This window comes from Exiguobacterium sp. s129 (assembly GCF_018617585.1).
In the GTDB taxonomy this organism is placed as follows: Bacteria; Bacillota; Bacilli; order Exiguobacteriales; family Exiguobacteriaceae; genus Exiguobacterium; species Exiguobacterium aestuarii_A.
Genome location: NZ_JACSKL010000013.1, coordinates 1 through 19,295 on the forward strand (window position 1 = coordinate 1; position 19,295 = coordinate 19,295).

The 19,295-nt window shown below is 47.0% G+C and carries 34 protein-coding genes; all 34 read right to left on the reverse strand.

The window, feature by feature from the left end; genetic code table 11:
* Positions 1–346: 346 nt before the first annotated feature.
* Positions 347–991, reverse strand: coding sequence for a KinB-signaling pathway activation protein (locus KNO92_RS12345; RefSeq protein WP_214697135.1), 645 nt, complete (start codon positions 989–991; stop codon positions 347–349).
* Positions 992–1,002: 11 nt separating this feature from the next.
* A complete protein-coding gene (locus tag KNO92_RS12350) occupies positions 1,003–2,034 on the reverse strand; it encodes a P-loop NTPase (protein WP_074032486.1) in 1,032 nt (343 codons plus the stop codon).
* Between the two features lie 134 nt (positions 2,035–2,168).
* On the reverse strand, positions 2,169–2,561 hold the full coding sequence (gene rpsI / locus KNO92_RS12355; protein ID WP_012727644.1) for a 30S ribosomal protein S9: 393 nt from the start codon (positions 2,559–2,561) through the stop codon (positions 2,169–2,171).
* Between the two features lie 25 nt (positions 2,562–2,586).
* A complete protein-coding gene (gene rplM, locus KNO92_RS12360) occupies positions 2,587–3,024 on the reverse strand; it encodes a 50S ribosomal protein L13 (RefSeq protein ID WP_026824852.1) in 438 nt (145 codons plus the stop codon).
* Between the two features lie 143 nt (positions 3,025–3,167).
* Positions 3,168–3,908, reverse strand: coding sequence for a tRNA pseudouridine(38-40) synthase TruA (gene truA, locus KNO92_RS12365; protein WP_214697133.1), 741 nt, complete (start codon positions 3,906–3,908; stop codon positions 3,168–3,170).
* Positions 3,905–4,696 (reverse strand): energy-coupling factor transporter transmembrane component T family protein, encoded by a 792-nt coding sequence (locus tag KNO92_RS12370; protein ID WP_074032475.1) that lies wholly within the window; start codon positions 4,694–4,696, stop codon positions 3,905–3,907. The genes truA and KNO92_RS12370 overlap by 4 nt, the downstream gene beginning before the upstream one ends.
* Complete coding sequence (locus KNO92_RS12375) at positions 4,693–5,571, reverse strand: energy-coupling factor transporter ATPase (protein ID WP_214697131.1); 879 nt, start codon at positions 5,569–5,571, stop codon at positions 4,693–4,695. The genes KNO92_RS12370 and KNO92_RS12375 overlap by 4 nt, the downstream gene beginning before the upstream one ends.
* Positions 5,547–6,383, reverse strand: a complete 837-nt coding sequence (locus KNO92_RS12380) for an energy-coupling factor transporter ATPase (RefSeq protein ID WP_074032463.1) — start codon at positions 6,381–6,383, stop codon at positions 5,547–5,549. The genes KNO92_RS12375 and KNO92_RS12380 overlap by 25 nt, the downstream gene beginning before the upstream one ends.
* A gap of 69 nt (positions 6,384–6,452) precedes the next feature.
* Positions 6,453–6,806, reverse strand: a complete 354-nt coding sequence (rplQ, locus tag KNO92_RS12385) for a 50S ribosomal protein L17 (RefSeq protein WP_012727650.1) — start codon at positions 6,804–6,806, stop codon at positions 6,453–6,455.
* A gap of 24 nt (positions 6,807–6,830) precedes the next feature.
* The gene (locus KNO92_RS12390) at positions 6,831–7,775 is read right to left on the reverse strand and encodes a DNA-directed RNA polymerase subunit alpha (protein WP_012727651.1); all 945 of its coding nucleotides are present in this window, start codon (positions 7,773–7,775) and stop codon (positions 6,831–6,833) included.
* A 92-nt stretch (positions 7,776–7,867) separates the two neighbouring features.
* Positions 7,868–8,263, reverse strand: a complete 396-nt coding sequence (rpsK, locus tag KNO92_RS12395) for a 30S ribosomal protein S11 (RefSeq protein WP_012727652.1) — start codon at positions 8,261–8,263, stop codon at positions 7,868–7,870.
* 16 nt (positions 8,264–8,279) lie between these two features.
* Positions 8,280–8,645 carry a 30S ribosomal protein S13 gene (gene rpsM, locus KNO92_RS12400; protein ID WP_012727653.1) on the reverse strand — a complete coding sequence of 122 codons (366 nt, stop codon included), beginning with the start codon at positions 8,643–8,645 and terminating at the stop codon, positions 8,280–8,282.
* Positions 8,646–8,664: 19 nt separating this feature from the next.
* Positions 8,665–8,778, reverse strand: a complete 114-nt coding sequence (gene rpmJ / locus KNO92_RS12405) for a 50S ribosomal protein L36 (RefSeq protein ID WP_003156543.1) — start codon at positions 8,776–8,778, stop codon at positions 8,665–8,667.
* Positions 8,779–8,808: 30 nt separating this feature from the next.
* A complete protein-coding gene (gene infA / locus KNO92_RS12410; protein ID WP_021066622.1) occupies positions 8,809–9,027 on the reverse strand; it encodes a translation initiation factor IF-1 in 219 nt (72 codons plus the stop codon).
* Between the two features lie 105 nt (positions 9,028–9,132).
* On the reverse strand, positions 9,133–9,891 hold the full coding sequence (gene map, locus KNO92_RS12415) for a type I methionyl aminopeptidase (protein WP_214749789.1): 759 nt from the start codon (positions 9,889–9,891) through the stop codon (positions 9,133–9,135).
* A complete protein-coding gene (locus KNO92_RS12420) occupies positions 9,888–10,538 on the reverse strand; it encodes an adenylate kinase (protein ID WP_012727656.1) in 651 nt (216 codons plus the stop codon). The genes map and KNO92_RS12420 overlap by 4 nt, the downstream gene beginning before the upstream one ends.
* A gap of 79 nt (positions 10,539–10,617) precedes the next feature.
* Positions 10,618–11,907 (reverse strand): preprotein translocase subunit SecY, encoded by a 1,290-nt coding sequence (gene secY / locus KNO92_RS12425; protein ID WP_214697130.1) that lies wholly within the window; start codon positions 11,905–11,907, stop codon positions 10,618–10,620.
* The gene (gene rplO / locus KNO92_RS12430) at positions 11,907–12,347 is read right to left on the reverse strand and encodes a 50S ribosomal protein L15 (protein ID WP_012727658.1); all 441 of its coding nucleotides are present in this window, start codon (positions 12,345–12,347) and stop codon (positions 11,907–11,909) included. Before rplO ends, secY begins: the two co-directional genes overlap by 1 nt.
* A 31-nt stretch (positions 12,348–12,378) precedes the next feature.
* The gene (gene rpmD, locus KNO92_RS12435; protein ID WP_012727659.1) at positions 12,379–12,564 is read right to left on the reverse strand and encodes a 50S ribosomal protein L30; all 186 of its coding nucleotides are present in this window, start codon (positions 12,562–12,564) and stop codon (positions 12,379–12,381) included.
* Positions 12,565–12,579: 15 nt separating this feature from the next.
* Positions 12,580–13,080: a 30S ribosomal protein S5 gene (rpsE, locus tag KNO92_RS12440; protein ID WP_012727660.1), complete on the reverse strand. Its 501-nt coding sequence runs from the start codon at positions 13,078–13,080 to the stop codon at positions 12,580–12,582.
* Between the two features lie 20 nt (positions 13,081–13,100).
* Complete coding sequence (gene rplR / locus KNO92_RS12445) at positions 13,101–13,463, reverse strand: 50S ribosomal protein L18 (protein ID WP_214697128.1); 363 nt, start codon at positions 13,461–13,463, stop codon at positions 13,101–13,103.
* A gap of 34 nt (positions 13,464–13,497) precedes the next feature.
* A complete protein-coding gene (gene rplF / locus KNO92_RS12450; protein ID WP_012727662.1) occupies positions 13,498–14,037 on the reverse strand; it encodes a 50S ribosomal protein L6 in 540 nt (179 codons plus the stop codon).
* A 33-nt stretch (positions 14,038–14,070) separates the two neighbouring features.
* Positions 14,071–14,469, reverse strand: a complete 399-nt coding sequence (gene rpsH, locus KNO92_RS12455; RefSeq protein WP_012727663.1) for a 30S ribosomal protein S8 — start codon at positions 14,467–14,469, stop codon at positions 14,071–14,073.
* A 31-nt stretch (positions 14,470–14,500) separates the two neighbouring features.
* The gene (rpsN, locus tag KNO92_RS12460; RefSeq protein WP_012727664.1) at positions 14,501–14,770 is read right to left on the reverse strand and encodes a 30S ribosomal protein S14; all 270 of its coding nucleotides are present in this window, start codon (positions 14,768–14,770) and stop codon (positions 14,501–14,503) included.
* A 20-nt stretch (positions 14,771–14,790) separates the two neighbouring features.
* Positions 14,791–15,330, reverse strand: coding sequence for a 50S ribosomal protein L5 (gene rplE / locus KNO92_RS12465; RefSeq protein ID WP_012727665.1), 540 nt, complete (start codon positions 15,328–15,330; stop codon positions 14,791–14,793).
* 32 nt (positions 15,331–15,362) lie between these two features.
* Entirely contained in the window at positions 15,363–15,671 is a 309-nt protein-coding gene (rplX, locus tag KNO92_RS12470) for a 50S ribosomal protein L24 (RefSeq protein ID WP_074032448.1), read from the reverse strand.
* A 36-nt stretch (positions 15,672–15,707) separates the two neighbouring features.
* Positions 15,708–16,076, reverse strand: a complete 369-nt coding sequence (gene rplN / locus KNO92_RS12475) for a 50S ribosomal protein L14 (protein ID WP_026824839.1) — start codon at positions 16,074–16,076, stop codon at positions 15,708–15,710.
* A gap of 44 nt (positions 16,077–16,120) precedes the next feature.
* Positions 16,121–16,381 carry a 30S ribosomal protein S17 gene (rpsQ, locus tag KNO92_RS12480; protein WP_012727668.1) on the reverse strand — a complete coding sequence of 87 codons (261 nt, stop codon included), beginning with the start codon at positions 16,379–16,381 and terminating at the stop codon, positions 16,121–16,123.
* A gap of 32 nt (positions 16,382–16,413) precedes the next feature.
* Positions 16,414–16,617 (reverse strand): 50S ribosomal protein L29, encoded by a 204-nt coding sequence (gene rpmC / locus KNO92_RS12485; RefSeq protein WP_012727669.1) that lies wholly within the window; start codon positions 16,615–16,617, stop codon positions 16,414–16,416.
* The gene (rplP, locus tag KNO92_RS12490) at positions 16,604–17,041 is read right to left on the reverse strand and encodes a 50S ribosomal protein L16 (protein WP_012727670.1); all 438 of its coding nucleotides are present in this window, start codon (positions 17,039–17,041) and stop codon (positions 16,604–16,606) included. The genes rpmC and rplP overlap by 14 nt, the downstream gene beginning before the upstream one ends.
* Positions 17,042–17,073: 32 nt before the next feature.
* The gene (gene rpsC / locus KNO92_RS12495) at positions 17,074–17,733 is read right to left on the reverse strand and encodes a 30S ribosomal protein S3 (protein WP_012727671.1); all 660 of its coding nucleotides are present in this window, start codon (positions 17,731–17,733) and stop codon (positions 17,074–17,076) included.
* Between the two features lie 13 nt (positions 17,734–17,746).
* On the reverse strand, positions 17,747–18,079 hold the full coding sequence (gene rplV / locus KNO92_RS12500; protein ID WP_012727672.1) for a 50S ribosomal protein L22: 333 nt from the start codon (positions 18,077–18,079) through the stop codon (positions 17,747–17,749).
* Positions 18,080–18,099: 20 nt separating this feature from the next.
* On the reverse strand, positions 18,100–18,375 hold the full coding sequence (gene rpsS, locus KNO92_RS12505; protein ID WP_012727673.1) for a 30S ribosomal protein S19: 276 nt from the start codon (positions 18,373–18,375) through the stop codon (positions 18,100–18,102).
* A 66-nt stretch (positions 18,376–18,441) separates the two neighbouring features.
* Positions 18,442–19,272, reverse strand: a complete 831-nt coding sequence (gene rplB, locus KNO92_RS12510) for a 50S ribosomal protein L2 (RefSeq protein ID WP_012727674.1) — start codon at positions 19,270–19,272, stop codon at positions 18,442–18,444.
* Positions 19,273–19,295 lie beyond the last annotated feature (23 nt).

Genomic DNA, 19,295 nt, shown 5'->3' on the forward strand with positions numbered 1-19,295 from the left:
GAATTTGATATAGCTCTTAAATTGACGAAGCTTGCGCTTCATTCAAAAATTGTAAAACTTATTTTTGCCTCATCGTTCAGTTTTCAAAGACCAATCGTTGTCGTGTTAGCGACTTTTTAATAATAGCGATTTGAATTGTGAAAGTCAACTACTTTTTATTATTTTTTTCGCTTTCTGATTATTGTTTCGTGAACAACATCAGCGACGTTTATTAATATATCAGCATCCTAAAAAACCGTCAACTGTTTTTCTAAAAAAACTTTATTTTTTTCTATTAACATCACTAAAAGAAAAAAACAGTCGTGGATCAACCCCTGACAAGGAGTAATCCACGACCGCTCGATCGTTAGGATGACTTAGAAGACATCTGCTTTTTTGTTTTCTTCTTCGCTGTTTCCGAAGAAGTCGGCTCTGCAACTTGTCCAGTCTGTTGGAAACGATGAAGCATCAATACTTGATAGGCGTTCGCAAACACGAGTGTCGCGAGTGCTGGCCAAAGTAATGGGATTTCATCAGTTGTTTGAAGCGCTGGAATCCATTCGATTAACGTAATCACCGTCATCAAGAAGAGTGTCGGAATGAAAGCACTCATATTCGTTTGTTTCGCCTTACTTACAGCAACTACCCAAGCGACAATTAATAGCACAGCCATCTCACCGATATAACGCCACATATGATCGTTCCCAAATGCGAGCATTCGTAAATAAACGGCATCAAAGATTGCGAAAGCAATCAGCAATACTTGAACACGATTCCATAGACGTGGTCCTCTAAACAAGTCGAGACCGACTCGGTGGATGATTAGGTAGGCGAAGAAGCCCATCATGCTGATCCCGGTCCATGTACTCGAGTAACTGAGTGCCGTGACAATTGCCTCCCAGGACTGACTGACCAAATAACCCGGGTTCGCCAATAAATTCATCAGGAACCCAAACAACGTCCCAAACACGAGCGTTGTCCAAAACAAACGTAAAAAACCTTGTACTTTCATCTCTCACCGATTCACCCTTCTATTTGTTGAATGACTGCTTGCGCCAACTCATCATACGTATGCTCAAACGGATGCCCATCACGATAGACAGATGGTGCAAAGTCTTCTTCGTTGTCATACGGCTGACCGAGTGGGATTTGAGCGAGGAGTTTACTCTTAAGTGCTTCTGAGAGTTTTTCTCCACCGCCATACCCAAATACGTATTCTTTCTCGCCTGTGACCTTACTTTCGAAGTAAGCCATGTTCTCAATGATACCTAACACTTTATGGTTCGTTTTAATCGCCATTGCTCCTGCACGGGCAGCAACGAAGGCTGCTGTAGCGTGAGGTGTCGTCACAATCAACTCTTGACATGATGGGAGCATAGAGTGGATATCGAGCGCGACATCTCCTGTTCCTGGTGGTAAGTCGAGCAATAGATAGTCAAGGTCTCCCCACTCCACATCATTAAAGAAGTTGTTGAGCATCTTCCCGAGCATCGGTCCGCGCCAGATAACAGGTGCATTATCTTCAACAAAGAAGCCCATCGAGATGACTTTTACACCAAATCGCTCAACTGGAATGATTTTTTCTCCACGAACGACTGGACGTTCTTCGATTCCGAGCATATCTGGGACACTGAAACCGTAAATGTCCGCGTCGATCAATCCAACTTTCTTCCCAGCACGTGCAAGCGCAACCGCTAAGTTGACGGATACTGTCGACTTCCCTACGCCACCTTTACCTGAAGCGATCGCGATAAATGTCGTTCCTGAATTCTCACGAAGGATTGCTGGCTTCGTTGCCTCCTTCAAACTTTCATCGTTCAATGCTTCAAAGCGAAGCCCGACCGTCTTAAAGCCTTTCCCCTTGAGCAATGTGACGATCTCTTGTTGTAACTGAAGCTGTTCCCCGCTCCCTGTTTGTCCGAGTGCCACTTTTACACTGACGTAATCTTCTTTAATGCGGATGTCTTTGACTCCCGCTGTATCTCCAAGCGTTCGGTTGATCGTTGGATCAACGAGCCCCGCCAATTCCTCGCGTACTTGCTCTACTGTAAGCATATCGCTTCCCCCTTATAACTGTTTCGATATCAGTATATCAAAAAAAGCGTTTTCTTGACGGCTTTGGAATCGACTAATTCAAACAAAAAACTCTCCACCCGAAAGGATGGAGAGTTCGAACCACTTCGCGAAGATTAACGCTTCGAGAATTGTGGTGCGCGACGTGCTGCTTTAAGACCGTATTTTTTACGTTCTTTCATACGAGCGTCACGAGTTAAGAAGCCTTTTTCTTTGAGGCTTGGACGGAATTCTGGGTCCGCTTGAAGAAGCGCACGTGATACGCCGTGGCGAATCGCTCCAGCTTGTCCAGTGTATCCACCACCGTTAACGTTAACGATTACATCGTATTTACCTTCTGTTTCAGTCAATACGAGTGGTGATTTAGCCATCATGATCAAAGTCTCATGACCGAAGTATTCTGAGATATCGCGGCCATTTACAACAACTTTACCGTCACCTGCAACGAGGTGAACGCGAGCCACCGAGTGTTTGCGGCGGCCTGTTCCGTAGTAACGTACATCTGCCATCGTTTAGTTCCTCCCTGTGTCTCGATTAACCGCGAAGTTCGTAAACTTCTGGTTTTTGTGCTTCATGCTTGTGTTCAGTTCCAGCGTAAACGTGGAGTTTGTTGAATTGTTGACGACCGAGTGATCCTTTTGGAAGCATCCCTTTGATCGCGAGTTCAAGCATACGCTCTGGACGTTTTGCGAGAAGCTCTTTTGCAGTTTGTGATTTCAAGCCGCCTGGATGACCTGAATGACGGTAGTAAATCTTGTCATTCAATTTGTTACCAGTCAATTTGATTTTCTCAGCGTTGATGATGATGACGTGGTCTCCGCAATCAACGTGTGGTGTGAAAGTCGGCTTGTGCTTACCGCGAAGAAGTGATGCTACTTCACTAGTCAAACGACCGAGTGTTTTGCCTTCTGCGTCGATAAGGAGCCATTTGCGTTCTACTTCAGATGCTTTAGCCATGAATGTTGTGCGCATGTGGAATACCTCCTAAAATGTCTGTTCACTTAATTTTTTTGATGCTTTATCATAATCCTAGTTTACGGGGCTAAGATTGTGGTTCATCTCTAAATGTGAAAATGAAATGCCAATGAATATAATACGATTTTATAGAGGGAATGTCAATCTACTTTTTCATAATTCACATTCCATAAATACAAACCGTGTGGGGGCGCGGTAATCCCCGCCATACGGCGGTCTTTCGCTTCCAGCATTTCGGTGATGTCAGCCGGCTTATATTTGCCTCTCCCTACCTCAATGACCGTCCCTACCATGATACGTACTTGATTATATAAGAAACCAGAACCGACGAAACGGAATACGATCTCATCCCCCATTTCGAGCACTTCTGCTTCAAAGATGGTACGAACACGGTCCTCGACTTCCGCCTTTGTCACAGAGAACGATGTAAAGTCGTGGGTGCCGACTAGCCGCTCCATCGCCTCACGCATTCGATCAAGGCTAAGGTCATACGTCACCGTGGCAGCATAGTACCTTCTGAATGGATCCTCGGTCTTACGGATATGATAGCGATACTCTTTTCGCTTCGCCCCATATCGAGCATGGAACCCAGCATCCGCTTCTTCTGCTTGTTTGACGAGGATGTCGTCGGGCAGCATCGCGTTCAACGCTTTGACAAACCGCTCCGCCGGCATCTGTAACGAAGTGTCAAAATGAATCACTTGTCCTAAGGCATGGACACGAGCGTCTGTACGACCTGAGGCGACAATTTTGACGGGATGGCGATGCATTCGTGTTAGAACTGCTTCAATCTCCGCTTGAATCGTATTCCCATTTGGCTGTACTTGATATCCCGCGTAGTGTGTCCCGTCATAGGCAACTGTCAGTTTAATCCGTCTCATCCAATCCCTCTCAATCCGAACAATATGAGTGATAACGCGACAAAAATCAGCAGTACTGCTGTATCACGCGTCTGCCACTCCATCTCACGCAACCTCGTCCGTCCTTCACCCCCACGATACCCACGAGCCTCCATCGCCGTAGCGAGGTCCTCAGCGCGCTTAAACGCCGAGATGAACAATGGAATCAATAAAGGGATGACTCCTTTTAAACGAGACTTCCATGGACCGCTCATCAAATCAACCCCTCGTGCTTGCTGGGCTTTCATGATTCGGTCTGTCTCGTCTGCAAGAGTTGGTAAGAAGCGAAGCGAGATCGATAACATCAAGGCAATCTCGTGTGCCGGTACACGAATCCGCTCAAACGGTCGCAGACCCGCTTCAATCGAATCGGTCAATTCCATCGGTGTCGTCGTCAACGTGACGAGTGTCGTTAACATGACGAGATAGAAGAACCGGAGCGAGACGATCAGTCCCATCCGAATCCCTTCTGAGTAAATGGCAATCGGACCAAATTCAAAAAGGAGTGTCCCGTCACGATTAAATAATAACTGCAAGATCAACGTGAAGACGATCAAGAAAAGAATCATCCGCAACCCATTCCATAAATAACGCCACGATAGTTGTGATAGTTTCACCGCAAATAACGTGAACGCTAATAGAAACAAGTTCGTCCATAAGTTATCCGCTAAAAACACGACCGGGATAAATCCTAAAATAAAGAGTGTCTTCGCGCGTGCATCGAGTGAATGGAGCCAGGAATGACCCGGTATATATTGACCAATAATCATTCGGCTCCCCCTCTCAAGTGCTCTGCGATCCAATCCGCTAATTCGGCCTCCGTTCGTACGAGTGGAGTGACCGTTCCCCCAAAAACAGGCGCTAGATCACGGGCGAATCGGAGAACGTGCGGGATATCGAGCTGGAGACGACGTACGAGAGCTTCATCCTGAAACAACTCAAACGGATCGCCATCGAACGCTACCTGTCCACGCTCCATCACGACGACGCGTTCCGCGTAAGTGAGCACGTCATCCATATCGTGAGAAACAAGAATCAGCGTTAGATTCAGCTCTTCTCGTAATCGTTTAAATAATGCCAGCATATCTCGTCTGCCGATTGGATCAAGACCAGCTGTTGGTTCGTCGACGATGAGGACGTCGGGGCGGCTCGCTAAGACGCCCGCAATTGCGACGCGACGCATTTGCCCCCCGGAAAGGTCAAATGGAGAACGGTCCCATAGTGATTCATCTAAACCGACGAGACGAAGTGCCTCATGGGCACGCTCTTTTGCTTCGGCATCTGTCGCGCCAAAGTTGCGCGGACCGAACATGACGTCGCGTTCGACCGTCTCTTCAAACAATTGGTGCTCAGGATATTGAAAGACGAGCCCAACGCGACGCCGAAGCGGCAAGAGATTTTGTTTTTTATCACGACGCGTTCGAATCGGTGTGACTGTGATGTCATCGACCACGACACGTCCATCAGTCGGTCGTAATAATCCGTTCATATGTTGAACGAGCGTTGATTTCCCCGAGCCTGTATGCCCAAGAAACGCAACAAGCGCTCCCGACGGAATGGTTACATTCACATCGCGCAGCGCGGTTCGTTCAAACGGAGTATTCATTTGATATTGATATGTTACTTCTTCAATGCGTATCGGCATAGATGGTTCACCAACTCCGAATGTTGTAGCATCAGACGATCGAGTGGAATGCCACGTGCCTTCAGTTCGAGTTGCATCCTGACAATGAACGGGACATCCAATTGAATGTCACGAAGCTGATCGGGATGTTGAAACACGTCCTCAGGTGTACCGGTCATCGCAATCTTACCTTTCGATAATGCAATGATACGGTCGGCAAACAACACTTCGTCGAGCTCGTGTGTAATGGCGACAACGGTCATCCCTTCTGAGACGAGCTGTCGTACCGTTTGTAATACCTCTTGTCGCCCAATTGGGTCGAGCATCGAGGTCGCTTCATCGAGCACGAGGACACGCGGGCGCATTGCGAGAGCCGCAGCTATCGCAACGCGCTGCTTTTGTCCACCGGATAACTGATGCGGTTCACGGTCCGCTAGTTCCGATAATCCAACGCGCGCTAGACTGTCATCAATTCGACGAACCATTTCTTGACGTGGAAGTCCCATGTTTTCGAGAGAAAATGCCACATCATCGCGCACGGTCGCCCCGACAAATTGATTGTCGGGATTTTGAAAGACGACCCCGATCCGCGTTCGAACATCCCACACGTCTGCGGCGTTCGATGGATCGAGTGTCTCGACGCGGACTTCCCCCTGTTCAGGAATAAGAAGTCCGTTCCACAACTTCGTCAGTGTCGACTTACCAGAACCATTATGGCCGACAATCGCAAGCCATTCCCCTTTATATACATCGAGCGACAGGCCGTTAAGTGCCGGCTCAGATTGTCCAGGGTAATGAAATACGACGTCCCGTACCATAATTTGTGATTCCATAGGTCGACTCCTTTCTGATGTGGAAACAGGGCAATACGTCACCGCATGCCCTGTTGACTGCCTAATGAATTAGACGAGTTCGATGATTACAACTTCTGCACCATCACCGCGGCGTGGGCCGACTTTCATGATGCGCGTGTATCCACCTTGACGTTCAGCGTAGCGTGGAGCCACGTCTTCGAACAATTTTTGGATTGCGTCTTTTTCTCCAGCGTTCTCCTTACGAACGAATGAAGCTACTTGACGACGGGCATGAAGATCGCCACGTTTCCCAAGAGTGATCAATTTTTCAACGACTGGGCGAAGTTCTTTCGCTTTTTGTTCAGTTGTTTGAATGCGCTCGTTGATGATTAGGTCAGTTGCAAGATCACGCAAAAGCGCCTTGCGTTGCGAGCTTGTACGGCCAAGTTTCGAATAAGCCATTACATTTCCCTCCTTCGGTTGAACTTAGTCTTCTTTACGCAAGCCCAAACCGAGTTCGTCCAACTTGTGTTGAACTTCTTCGAGTGATTTACGTCCGAGGTTACGAACTTTCATCATCTCTTCCTCTGATTTGTTTGCGAGTTCTTGAACAGTGTTGATGCCAGCGCGCTTCAAGCAGTTGTACGAACGAACTGAGAGATCGAGTTCTTCAATCGTCATTTCGAGTACTTTTTCTTTTTGGTCTTCTTCTTTCTCGACCATGATTTCTGCGTTGAGAGCCTCATCTGTCAAACCAACGAAGATGTTCAAGTGTTCAGTCAAAATTTTTGCTCCTAATGATACAGCTTCTTCCGGACGAATTGAACCATCTGTCCACACGTCTAATAAAAGCTTATCAAAGCTAGCGTCTTGACCGACACGTGTTTTATCTACTTCGTAGTTCACGCGTTGAATCGGTGTATAGATCGAATCGATTGGAATGACCCCAATCGGCATATCATCACGTTTGTTATCTTCTGCCTGGACGTAACCACGACCACGGCGAGCAGTCAAACGCATGCGAAGCGTCGCATTGTCAGCGAGAGTCGCGATGTGGAGCTCAGGATTCAAGATTTCAACGTCGCTATCATGGGTAATGTCTGCCGCAGTGACAGCACCGGCACTTGAAACGTTAATCTCAAGCGTTTTCTCTTCTTCCGAGTACACTTTGAGTGCTAACTTCTTGAGGTTTAGTACGATTTGAGTAACGTCTTCGACGACACCGTCAATCGTAGAGAACTCGTGAAGCACGCCATCGATTTGAACCGCTGTTACCGCTGCACCTGGGAGCGATGACAATAGAATTCGACGTAGTGAGTTACCGAGAGTAGTGCCATATCCACGTTCAAGCGGTTCTACTACGAATTTACCAAACGTAGCGTCCTCGCTGATTTCGACCGTTTCGATCTTTGGTTTTTCAATCTCGATCATCTGAACCCCTCCTTGAGTATATCCTGCCGTGCAGTTTGAACTGCTAAAGTATAAGCTGTCGTGCTAGGTAAACCCCTCACACGTTCAAGCGATTATACGCGGCGACGTTTCGGAGGGCGGCAACCGTTGTGCGGAACTGGAGTTACGTCACGGATTGCAGTAACTTCGAGACCAGTAGCTTGGAGCGCACGGATAGCCGCTTCACGTCCAGCACCAGGACCTTTAACGTTAACTTCTACTGTACGCATACCGTTGTCCATTGCAACTTTCGCTGCAGTTTCAGCAGCCATTTGTGCTGCGAACGGAGTCGATTTACGTGATCCTTTAAATCCAAGGTTACCAGAAGTAGCCCATGAGATCGCGTTACCTTGCGTGTCAGTGATTGTAATGATTGTGTTGTTGAATGTAGAACGGATGTGTACCACACCGACTTCAACATGTTTTTTAACTTTACGTTTAGAACGTACGTTTTGCTTACGTTTCGCCATTGTTCAATTCCCTCCTTTACTTCTTCTTGTTCGCTACTGTACGGCGTGGGCCTTTACGAGTACGCGAGTTGTTCTTCGTGTTTTGACCGCGAACAGGGAGACTACGGCGATGACGGATACCGCGGTATGCGCCGATCTCGATCAAACGTTTGATGTTAAGTGAAACTTCACGACGAAGGTCACCTTCAACTTTGATTCCGTCAATTGCTTCACGGATACGGTTGAGTTCATCTTCAGTAAGGTCGCGTGTGCGTGTCTCTTCAGAAACGTTAGCAGCCTTCAAAATTTCTTGTGCTTTTGTTTTACCAATACCATAGATGTATGTGAGCGAAATAACGATACGTTTTTCGCGTGGAATATCTACACCAGCAATACGTGCCATGTGTGCACCTCCTCTGAAATTAACCTTGTTTTTGTTTGTGTTTCGGGTTTTCGCAAATTACCATTACTTTACCCTTACGGCGAATAACTTTACATTTTTCGCAAATCGGTTTTACCGACGGTCTTACTTTCATGAGTATACCCTCCTCCTGGAAAAATCGGAGTTACTTATAACGGTACGTAATCCGCCCGCGAGTCAAGTCGTATGGAGACAACTCAACAGTTACGCGGTCACCTGGAAGGATCCGAATGTAGTGCATCCGAATTTTCCCTGAGACGTGCGCGAGCACCGTGTGGCCGTTTTCTAACTCCACTTTAAACATTGCGTTCGGAAGTGGTTCGACAACAGTGCCTTCCACTTCAATGACATCTTGTTTCGCCATCATTTATTCCCCTTTCTATATGAAGATCTTTAGGAGCACAGACGATCTATTGCCATCTACTGTGAGAGAAGGATCCAGAATGGATCAGTATGAAACAATAGAGCCTCATTCACCGGAATCGAGTTTCGTTAAAATCTCGTATCCATCGTCTGTGATGGCGATGGTGTGCTCAAAGTGGGCGCACATGCTACCGTCCACTGTGACAACTGTCCAGTTATCAGCCAGTGTTCGAACATAGCGTTGACCAGCATTAACCATTGGTTCAATAGCTAACGTCATCCCAGTCTTCAGGCGCGGCCCTTTCCCCGGTGGACCATAGTGTGGAATTTGCGGTTCTTCATGCAAATTTTGTCCAACACCATGACCGACGTATTCGCGGACGACAGAGAAATCATGTGATTCAACATATGCTTGAATCGCATGTGAAATATCTGTCAATCGCCCTCCAGCCTTGGCGTGCTCCAATCCTTTATACAGACTTTCTTCGGTTACGTCAAGTAGCCGCTGTGTCTCTTCTGAGATTGTTCCCACTGGATAAGTCCAAGCGGAATCTCCATGGTATCCATTATAGTAGGCACCGATGTCGATTGAGATAATATCTCCATCGTTCAATACCCGTTTTCCTGGAATGCCATGAACAAGCTCTTCATTCACCGAAGCGCAAACACTACCGGTAAAACCGTTATAGCCTTTAAACGATGGCGTCGCACCTTGGCTGCGAATGTAATCTTCCGCAATCTGGTCGAGCTCAAGCGTCGTGATTCCTGGTTTTATGTGCTGTTTGAGCACCTGGTGCGTTCGAGCAACAATTTGCCCAGCCTCACGCATAATCGCAATTTCACGAGGCGTCTTCGTGATGATCATTCAGTATCACCGAGTAATGCTTTGACATCGGCATATACGACATCGATTGGACGATCTCCATCCAATGTACGAAGATACCCTTTTTCAGCGTAAAAGTCAATGAGTGGTTTCGATTGCTCGATGTTGACGTCAAGGCGACGGCGAACCGTTTCCTCTTTATCGTCTTCACGTTGCATGAGAGCCGACCCATCCACATCACAGATGCCTTCCACTTTTGGTGGGTTGAAGATCACGTGATATGTCGCACCACATGTTGGGCAGATCCAACGACCTGTCAAACGTGGAACGAGAATTTCCGCATCCACATCGATGTTGACGACGTGGTCAATCTGTTTCCCCAAATCTTTAAGCAAACTTTCGAGTGCCTCTGCTTGAGCAACAGTACGCGGGAATCCATCAAGTAAGAAACCTTTTTCAGTGTCATCTTGGCTAAGACGTTCACGTACGATTCCGATTGTTACCTCATCCGGTACGAGTTCGCCTTTATCCATGAATGACTTGGCTTCTTTACCGAGTGGCGTTCCGCCTTTGATTGCCGCACGAAACATGTCGCCTGTCGAAATGTGAGGGATTTGGTACTCTTCTACGATTTTAGCAGCTTGAGTCCCTTTCCCAGCACCCGGTAAGCCCATGAGTACTAGATTCATCTCGGTTAGCCTCCAGTTTTGATTTTCACGAAGGGCTTGTAAACACGACAGGAAGGAAGGGTCAACCCTTCCTTCCGCTTTAACGGATAAAGCCTTTATAGTGTCGTTTTACAAGTTGACTCTCGATTTGTTTCATCGTTTCGAGGGCTACCCCGATGACGATCAATAAGCTCGTTCCTCCGATTTGAACGGAAGTTGGAAGACCGGCAAGCTTAATGAAGATTGTCGGCATGATCGCCACGAGCGATAAGAAAATCGCTCCGAAGAAAGTCAATCGATACAGCAACTTCGTGATGTACTGTTCTGTTTGCGCCCCAGGACGAATCCCAGGAATATAACCACCTTGCTTCTGCAGGTTTTCTGCCATCTGCTCTGGGTTGACCTGAACAAATGTATAGAAGTAAGAGAACGCAATGATTAACGCAACGTAAATCGACATTCCGATTGGCGCCGTCGTGTCAAAGTACGTCTGTAATTTTTGCGTTGTCTCTGGAGAAGCAATGAAGCTTGCAACAGTTGGTGGTGTTACCATGAAGGAAATCGCGAAGATAACCGGGATAACACCTGCAGCGTTTAGTTTGATTGGCAAGTGCGTCGACTGACCGCCCACTGGGGTACGGTTTGCCGTGCGTTTTGCATATTGGATTGGAATTTTGCGTGCCGCTTGTTGAACATAAATGATCCCAACCGTCACAGCCAAAATGACAAGGGCCAATACAACCAAGTAAACGATGTTAATGAACAATGCATCTCCAGCGTTTTGGAGTTTTGTTTCATAAATCTGCGTAAAGATTCTTGGGAACCCAGCGACGATACCAGCGAAGATAATGATGGAAATACCATTCCCAACACCTTTCTCCGTTGTCATCTCACCAAGGAACATCAAGAACGCTGTACCCGCAGTGAGTACAATCGCGATCACAAAGTAAGTTGCCGTTCCCCATGTTTCATTGACGAGACCTGGGTAGAGGCGGTTAAATCCAAACGACAATGAAGTCGCTTGGACAAAGCCTAAGATGATCGTCCCATAGCGCGTGACCGTCGCTAACTTTTTACGGCCCGCCTCTCCTTGTTTTGCCCATTCGGCAAACTTTGGAACGACGTCCATTTGTAAAAGTTGCACAACGATCGATGCCGTAATGTACGGCATGATCCCCATTGCGAACAAGGAGAAGTTCTGTAAAGCATTTCCTCCAAACAAGTTCAAGAAGTCAAGAAGACCTCCTGAGTCAAAACGCAACACATCCGTATTCACCATCGGCACCGGGATATGAGCCCCGATGCGGAAAATGATGATGATTGCGAGTGTGAAGAGAATACGCTGTCGAATATCTTTCACGCGCCACATATTGGAGATCGTCTGAAACATCAGATCACCTCAACTGTACCGCCAGCTGCTTCGATTGCTTCTTTCGCTGCACCCGAGAACTTGTTGGCTTTTACAGTCAATTTAGTTTCAAGCTTGCCGTTAGCAAGGACCTTGATTCCGTCTTTAGCAGAGCTGACTACACCAGTCTCGATTAAGAGTTCTGGAGTAACTTCAGTACCTGCTTCGAAACGGTTAAGCGTGTCTAGGGAAACAACCGCGTACTCTTTACGAGTTGGGTTGTTGAAACCGCGTTTTGGAAGACGACGGTAAAGTGGGTTTTGTCCACCTTCGAATCCTGGACGAACGCCACCGCCCGAACGAGCTTTTTGACCTTTGTGTCCACGGCCAGAAGTTTTACCGTTACCAGTCGCCATACCGCGACCGACACGGTTACGTTCGTGACGTGAACCTGGAGTTGGCTTCAATTCATGGAGTTTCATAGTGGCACCTCCTTATTTATTAAAATCTTTATTATTCGTTGATTTCTTTTACAGTCACAAGGTGCGACACTTTATTGATCATACCGCGCATCGCGACGTTGTCTGGGACAACGACCGTTTGATGCATTTTGCGAAGACCGAGTGTACGTACAGTAACACGCTGACCTTCCGGACGACCAATTGTGCTGCGTGTGAGGGTGATTGCGAGTTTCGCCATGTCTAGTTCCCTCCCTTAGTTAAGAAGTTCTTCTACGCTTTTACCACGTAGTTTAGCAACTTCCTCTGCTTTTTTGAGCTCAGTCAAGCCCTGTACCGTCGCACGGACGATGTTGATCGGTGTGTTTGAACCTAACGATTTCGAAAGGATGTCACCTACACCTGCAAGTTCGAGCACCGCACGAACTGGACCACCAGCGATAACCCCAGTACCTTCAGAAGCTGGTTTCATGAATACACGACCTGCTCCGAATACTCCTGTGATTTCGTGTGGAATTGTTGTACCAACCATAGGTACTTGTACCATGTTTTTCTTAGCGGCTTCAATAGCCTTGCGAATCGCTTCTGGCACCTCTTGTGCCTTACCTGTACCGAAACCGACGTGACCATTTTTGTCACCTACGACTACGAGAGCAGCAAAACGGAAGCGGCGGCCACCTTTTACGACTTTCGCGACGCGGTTTACGGTAACAACGCGTTCTTCAAGTTGTTCCATGTTAACGTCTAACTGGCGCATCGAGTGTCCCCTCCTTTTTATTAGAATTTAAGACCTGCTTCACGAGCTGCTTCTGCAACAGCTTTGACGCGGCCATGATAGAGGTATCCACCACGGTCGAACACAACTGTGTCGATACCTTTCTCGAGTGCACGTTCTGCAGCAAGTTTACCAACAGCTGTCGCTGCTTCAACGTTACCGCCATTTGTAAGATCGAGAGCTTTATCTTTCGAAGATGCAGACACAAGCGTTGTTTGTGACGCGTCATCGATAAGTTGAACGTAAATGTGCTTGCTCGAACGGAATACGTTCAAACGTGGACGAGCTGCTGTCCCCGAGATCGTACGACGTACGCGAGCATGACGTTTTTTACGAACTGCATTTTTATCTGCCTTTGTGATCATTTATGCCACTCCTTTCCGTTCATTTCGTGACGAATTACTTACCAGTCTTACCTTCTTTACGGCGAATACGTTCATCAGAGTAACGAACACCTTTACCTTTGTAAGGTTCTGGAGCACGGTACGAGCGGATTTGAGCAGCAACGTGACCAACGCGCTCTTTGTTAATCCCTTTTACGATGATTTGCGTGTTTGAAGGAACTTCGATTTCGATACCTTCCTCAGCAACGTACTCGATTGGGTGCGAGTAGCCGAGGTTGAGGACGAGTTTGTTACCTTGCTTCGTAGCACGGTAACCAACCCCCGAGATCTCAAGTGTTTTTTGGAATCCGTTCGACACACCTTGTACCATGTTGGCAATAAGGGCACGTGTCGTACCGTGAATTGTGCGGCTTTCTTTCGATTCGTCTGGACGAACAACCGTCAATTCGTTCTCTTCAACTTTGATTTCCAATGCCGGGTTAGCTGAAAGCGAAAGTTCACCTTTAGCACCTTTTACTGTGACCGTGTTGTCATTAGCAACTGTTACAGTAACGCCAGCAGGAATCGTAACTGGTTTTTTACCAATACGTGACATTGATTACACCTCCGTTCTTGTTAGAAAAGTGACTTACCAGATGTAGGCGATCACTTCGCCGCCGACTTGTTGTTGGCGAGCTTCTTTATCAGTCATAAGACCTTTAGATGTCGAAAGAACTGCGATTCCGAGTCCTCCGAGTACTTTAGGCACTTCATCAGCTTTTGCGTATACGCGAAGACCTGGTTTCGAAATACGTTTGAGACCAGTGATTACACGTTCGTTGCTTGCTCCATATTTAAGGAAAAGACGAAGTGTACCTTGTTTAGCGTCCTCGATATATTCAACATCGCGAATGAAACCTTCACGCTTAAGGATTTCAGCGATCTCACGTTTAATGTTCGAAGCTGGAAGCTCCATTTTTTCATGGCGAACCATGTTAGCGTTACGGATACGTGTAAGCATATCTGCAATAGGGTCTGTCATTACCATGCGATGTACCTCCTTTCACACTGTTAGTGGATTACCAGCTTGCTTTTTTAACACCAGGGATTTGACCTTTGTATGCAAGATCACGGAACTTGATACGGCTGATCCCGAATTTACCCATGTAACCATGCGGACGACCTGTGATGCTGCAACGGTTGTGCAAGCGTACAGGTGACGAGTTACGTGGCAATTTGCTGAGTCCGATATAATCGCCTTCAGCTTTCAACTTCGCACGCTTTTCAGCGTACTGGGCAACGAGTTTCTCGCGTTTAAGTTCGCGATTCACCATTGACTTTTTAGCCATGTTGTCGACCTCCCTCTAGATTATTTTTGGAATGGCATACCGAGAAGTGTGAGCAATTCACGTGCTTCTTCGTCTGTGTTTGCTGTTGTAACAACAACGATGTCCATACCGCGTACTTTAGATACTTTATCGTAATCGATCTCAGGGAAAATAAGTTGCTCTTTCACGCCAAGCGTGTAGTTACCGCGTCCGTCGAATGCTTTCTTCGATACACCGCGGAAGTCACGTACACGTGGAAGTGAAACAGTTACCAATTTGTCGAGGAAATCGTACATACGCTCGCCACGAAGTGTAACCTTCGCACCGATTGGCATACCTTCACGAAGCTTGAAACCAGCGATTGATTTCTTCGCTTTCGTTACGAGTGGTTTTTGACCTGAAAGAATTGTTAATTCTTCAACTGCCATGTCAAGTGCTTTCGAGTTCGAAACAGCATCACCTACACCCATGTTGATGACGATCTTTTCGATTTTCGGTACTTGCATGACCGAGTCATAGTTGAATTTATCCATCATCGCTTTCACGATGTCGCTTTTATACTTCTCTTGCAAACGGTTCATAGTCGAATGGACCTCCTTTCGTCACGTTCTTCTTATTTATCGAGTGATTCGCCCGATTTCGCGACACGAACTTTTTTACCATCGACTACTTTGAAACCAACACGAGTTGGTTTGCCAGTTTTAGGGTCGAGCGGCATTACGTTCGAGACGTGAATTGGTGCTTCGATCTCAAGGATCCCGCCTTGTGGATTCGCTTGTGAAGGTTTTGAGTGTTTTTTCATCACGTTTACGCCTTCAACCACTACGCGGTTTTTGCTTGGCATAGCTTTGAGGATAACCCCTTGCTTGCCTTTATCTTTACCAGACATTACCTGGACTGTATCGCCTTTTTTAACATGCATCGTTTGCGCACCTCCTTATAGGATTGAAATTGGAAATTAAAGTACTTCCGGTGCCAACGAAACGATCTTCATGAATTCTTTTTCACGAAGTTCACGTGCAACTGGCCCGAAGATCCGTGTGCCGCGTGGGCTCTTGTCATCTTTGATAATGACTGCTGCGTTCTCATCGAAACGGATGTACGAACCATCTTTACGACGAGCGCCGCGTTTTGTACGAACGACAACTGCTCTGACAACGTCACCTTTTTTAACAACGCCACCTGGTGTTGCTTGTTTTACCGTAGCGACGATAACGTCACCGATGTTTGCAGTCTTACGACCAGAACCACCGAGAACCTTAATTGTCAACAGTTCACGCGCGCCAGAGTTGTCTGCTACTTTCAAGCGAGATTCTTGTTGAATCATGCGAGTGTACCTCCCTCCGGATGTTTAATAAATCCGAACTGTTATTAGATGATTACTGATTCTTCTACTACTGTTACAAGACGGAAACGTTTGTCTTTAGAAAGAGGACGTGTTTCCGCGATGCGAACGATATCGCCCACTTTAGCGACGTTGTTCTCATCGTGTGCTTTATATTTCTTCGTGTAGTTTACACGTTTGCCATAAAGTTTATGACGAACCTTTGTTTCTACTGCGACGACGATCGTTTTGTCCATTTTGTCAGACACGACGCGACCAGTGAACACTTTACGGTTGTTGCGTTCCATGAGTGTTACCTCCTCTCAAGAATCCGATGTAATTAGCCGTTGTTGATGCCGAGTTCGCGTTCACGAAGAATCGTTTTAGCACGCGCAATCGACTTGCGTACTTCACGGATACGAGCAGGATTCTCAAGCTGACCTGTAGCAAGTTGGAAGCGAAGGTTAAAGAGTTCTTCTTTCCACTCGCCCACTTTACCGTTGAGCTCTTCAGTTGTTGATTGACGGAGATCAGTTGCTTTCATTCGTATCACCACCATTTTCTTCACGTTTCACGAACTTACATTTTACTGGAAGTTTGTGCGATGCAAGACGAAGTGCCTCACGTGCCACTTCCTCAGATACACCTGCGATTTCGAACATTACTTTGCCAGGCTTAACTACAGCTACCCAGCCTTCTGGAGCACCTTTACCCGAACCCATTCGGACTTCGAGAGGCTTTTTAGTGTACGGCTTGTGTGGGAAGATCTTGATCCACACTTTACCACCACGTTTCATATAACGTGTCATTGCAATACGTGCTGATTCGATTTGACGGTTTGTAATCCAGCTCGCTTCGAGAGCTTGGAGACCGAACTCACCGAAGTGTACAGTTGTGCCGCGTTTAGCATTCCCGCGCATTTTACCACGGTGTACACGACGATATTTCACGCGTTTAGGTAACAACATAGTGTGTTGCCTCCTTCCTGAAAGAGTGTTTATTATTCAGCGTTTTTCGCTGTGTTGTTTTTTGTTGGAAGAACTTCACCATGGTATAACCAAACTTTTACGCCGATTTTACCGTAAGTTGTGTCAGCTTCAGCTGTTCCGTAGTCGATGTCGGCACGGAGTGTGTGAAGTGGAACTGTTCCTTCCGAGTATTTCTCTGAACGAGCGATATCAGCGCCACCAAGACGACCAGAAACTTCTGTTTTGATCCCTTTGATGCCAGTACGCATCGAACGTTGAATTGATTGTTTCATTGCACGACGGAATGATACGCGACCTTCCAATTGACGAGCAATGTTTTCTGCTACAAGCTTCGCAACAGCGTCAGCGTTTTTCACTTCAACAACGTTGATGTGAACGCGTTTTCCGTCAGCGATTTTTGTAATGTGTTTACGGAGTGATTCGATTTCAGAACCACCTTTACCGATTACCATACCTGGCTTCGCAGTGTGAAGCGAAATGTTCACGCGGTTTGCAGCGCGTTCGATTTCAACTTTAGAAACACTAGCATCCTTCATTTTGTTTTCGATGTATTCACGAATAACGAAGTCTTCATGAAGGAGATCAGCGTAGTCTTTCTCAGCGTACCAACGCGAATCCCAGTCTTTGATAACACCAACGCGAAGACCGTGCGGATTTACCTTTTGACCCACTACATATCCCTCCTTATTTCTCAGTTACCACGATGTGGATGTGGCTTGTGCGTTTGTTAATACGGCTTGCGCGACCCATCGCACGTGGGCGGAAGCGTTTGAGTGTTGGACCTTCGTTTACGTAAGCTTCTGTTACAACGAGGTTCTCAATGTTCATATCGTAGTTGTGCTCTGCGTTAGCAATCGCTGATTTTAATACTTTTTCAACGACTGGCGATGCTGCCTTGTTCGTGTGAGCAAGGACAGAGAGCGCTTCGCCGACTTGTTTCCCGCGAATTAAGTCTACAACGAGACGTGCTTTGCGAGGAGCAAGACGGACCATATTAGCTGATGCTTTAGCTTGCATGGATTTGACCTCCCCTCAAATTACCGTTTCGTTTTCTTGTCTGATCCGTGACCTTTGTACGTGCGTGTTGGAGCGAATTCACCAAGTTTGTGACCAACCATGTCTTCTGTCACGAATACTGGTACGTGTTTACGACCATCGTGCACACCGAACGTGTGACCCATGAATTCTGGGAAGATCGTCGAGCGACGTGACCAAGTTTTGATGACTTGCTTCTCACCAGATTCGTTGAGTTTGTCAACTTTAGCGAGCAAGTGGTGATCTGCGAATGGACCTTTTTTTAAGCTGCGACCCATGTTAGAACCTCCCTTTGGAATGATTCGGGAACGGCCCTTTCGAACCGCCCGAGAATCATGTAGTAATTATTTCTTACGGCGACGAAGGATGTACATGTCGCTCGATTTGTTTTTCTTACGAGTCTTAAGACCAAGAGCTGGTTTACCCCAAGGAGTAAGTGGGCCCGAACGACCGATTGGCGCACGACCTTCACCACCACCGTGTGGGTGATCAACCGGGTTCATGACAGAACCACGTACTGTTGGGCGTTTGCCTAACCAACGTGAACGTCCTGCTTTACCGATGTTTACGAGTTCGTGTTCTTCGTTACCAACTGAACCGATTGTCGCGCGGCAAGTGCCGAGGAACAAGCGTGATTCACCTGATTGAAGACGAACGATGACGTACTTGCCGTCACGTCCTTGGATTTGTGCCGATGCACCAGCCGCACGAACAAGCTGACCGCCTTTACCAGGCTTAAGCTCGATGTTGTGGATTGTTGTACCGACAGGGATGTTTACGAGTGGAAGAGCGTTCCCCACTTTGATATCCGCTTCAGGACCAGACATGATTTCCATGCCTACTTTGATGCCCTTAGGAGCGAGGATGTAACGTTTCTCACCATCTACATAGTTGATGAGTGCGATGTTTGCTGAACGGTTTGGATCGTATTCGATCGTTGCTACGCGTCCTGCAACGCCATCTTTGTTACGTTTGAAATCGATGATACGGTATTTACGCTTGTGACCGCCACCTTGGTGACGAACAGTCAAGCGACCTTGGTTGTTACGTCCGCCTTTTTTCGAAAGCTTTTCAGTTAACGATTTTTCAGGGCGATTCGTTGTGATCTCTGCAAAGTCGAGAGATGTCATGTTACGACGACCGTTAGTGGTCGGCTTAAACTTTTTGATTGCCATCGAGGATTCCCTCCTTTTCTTCT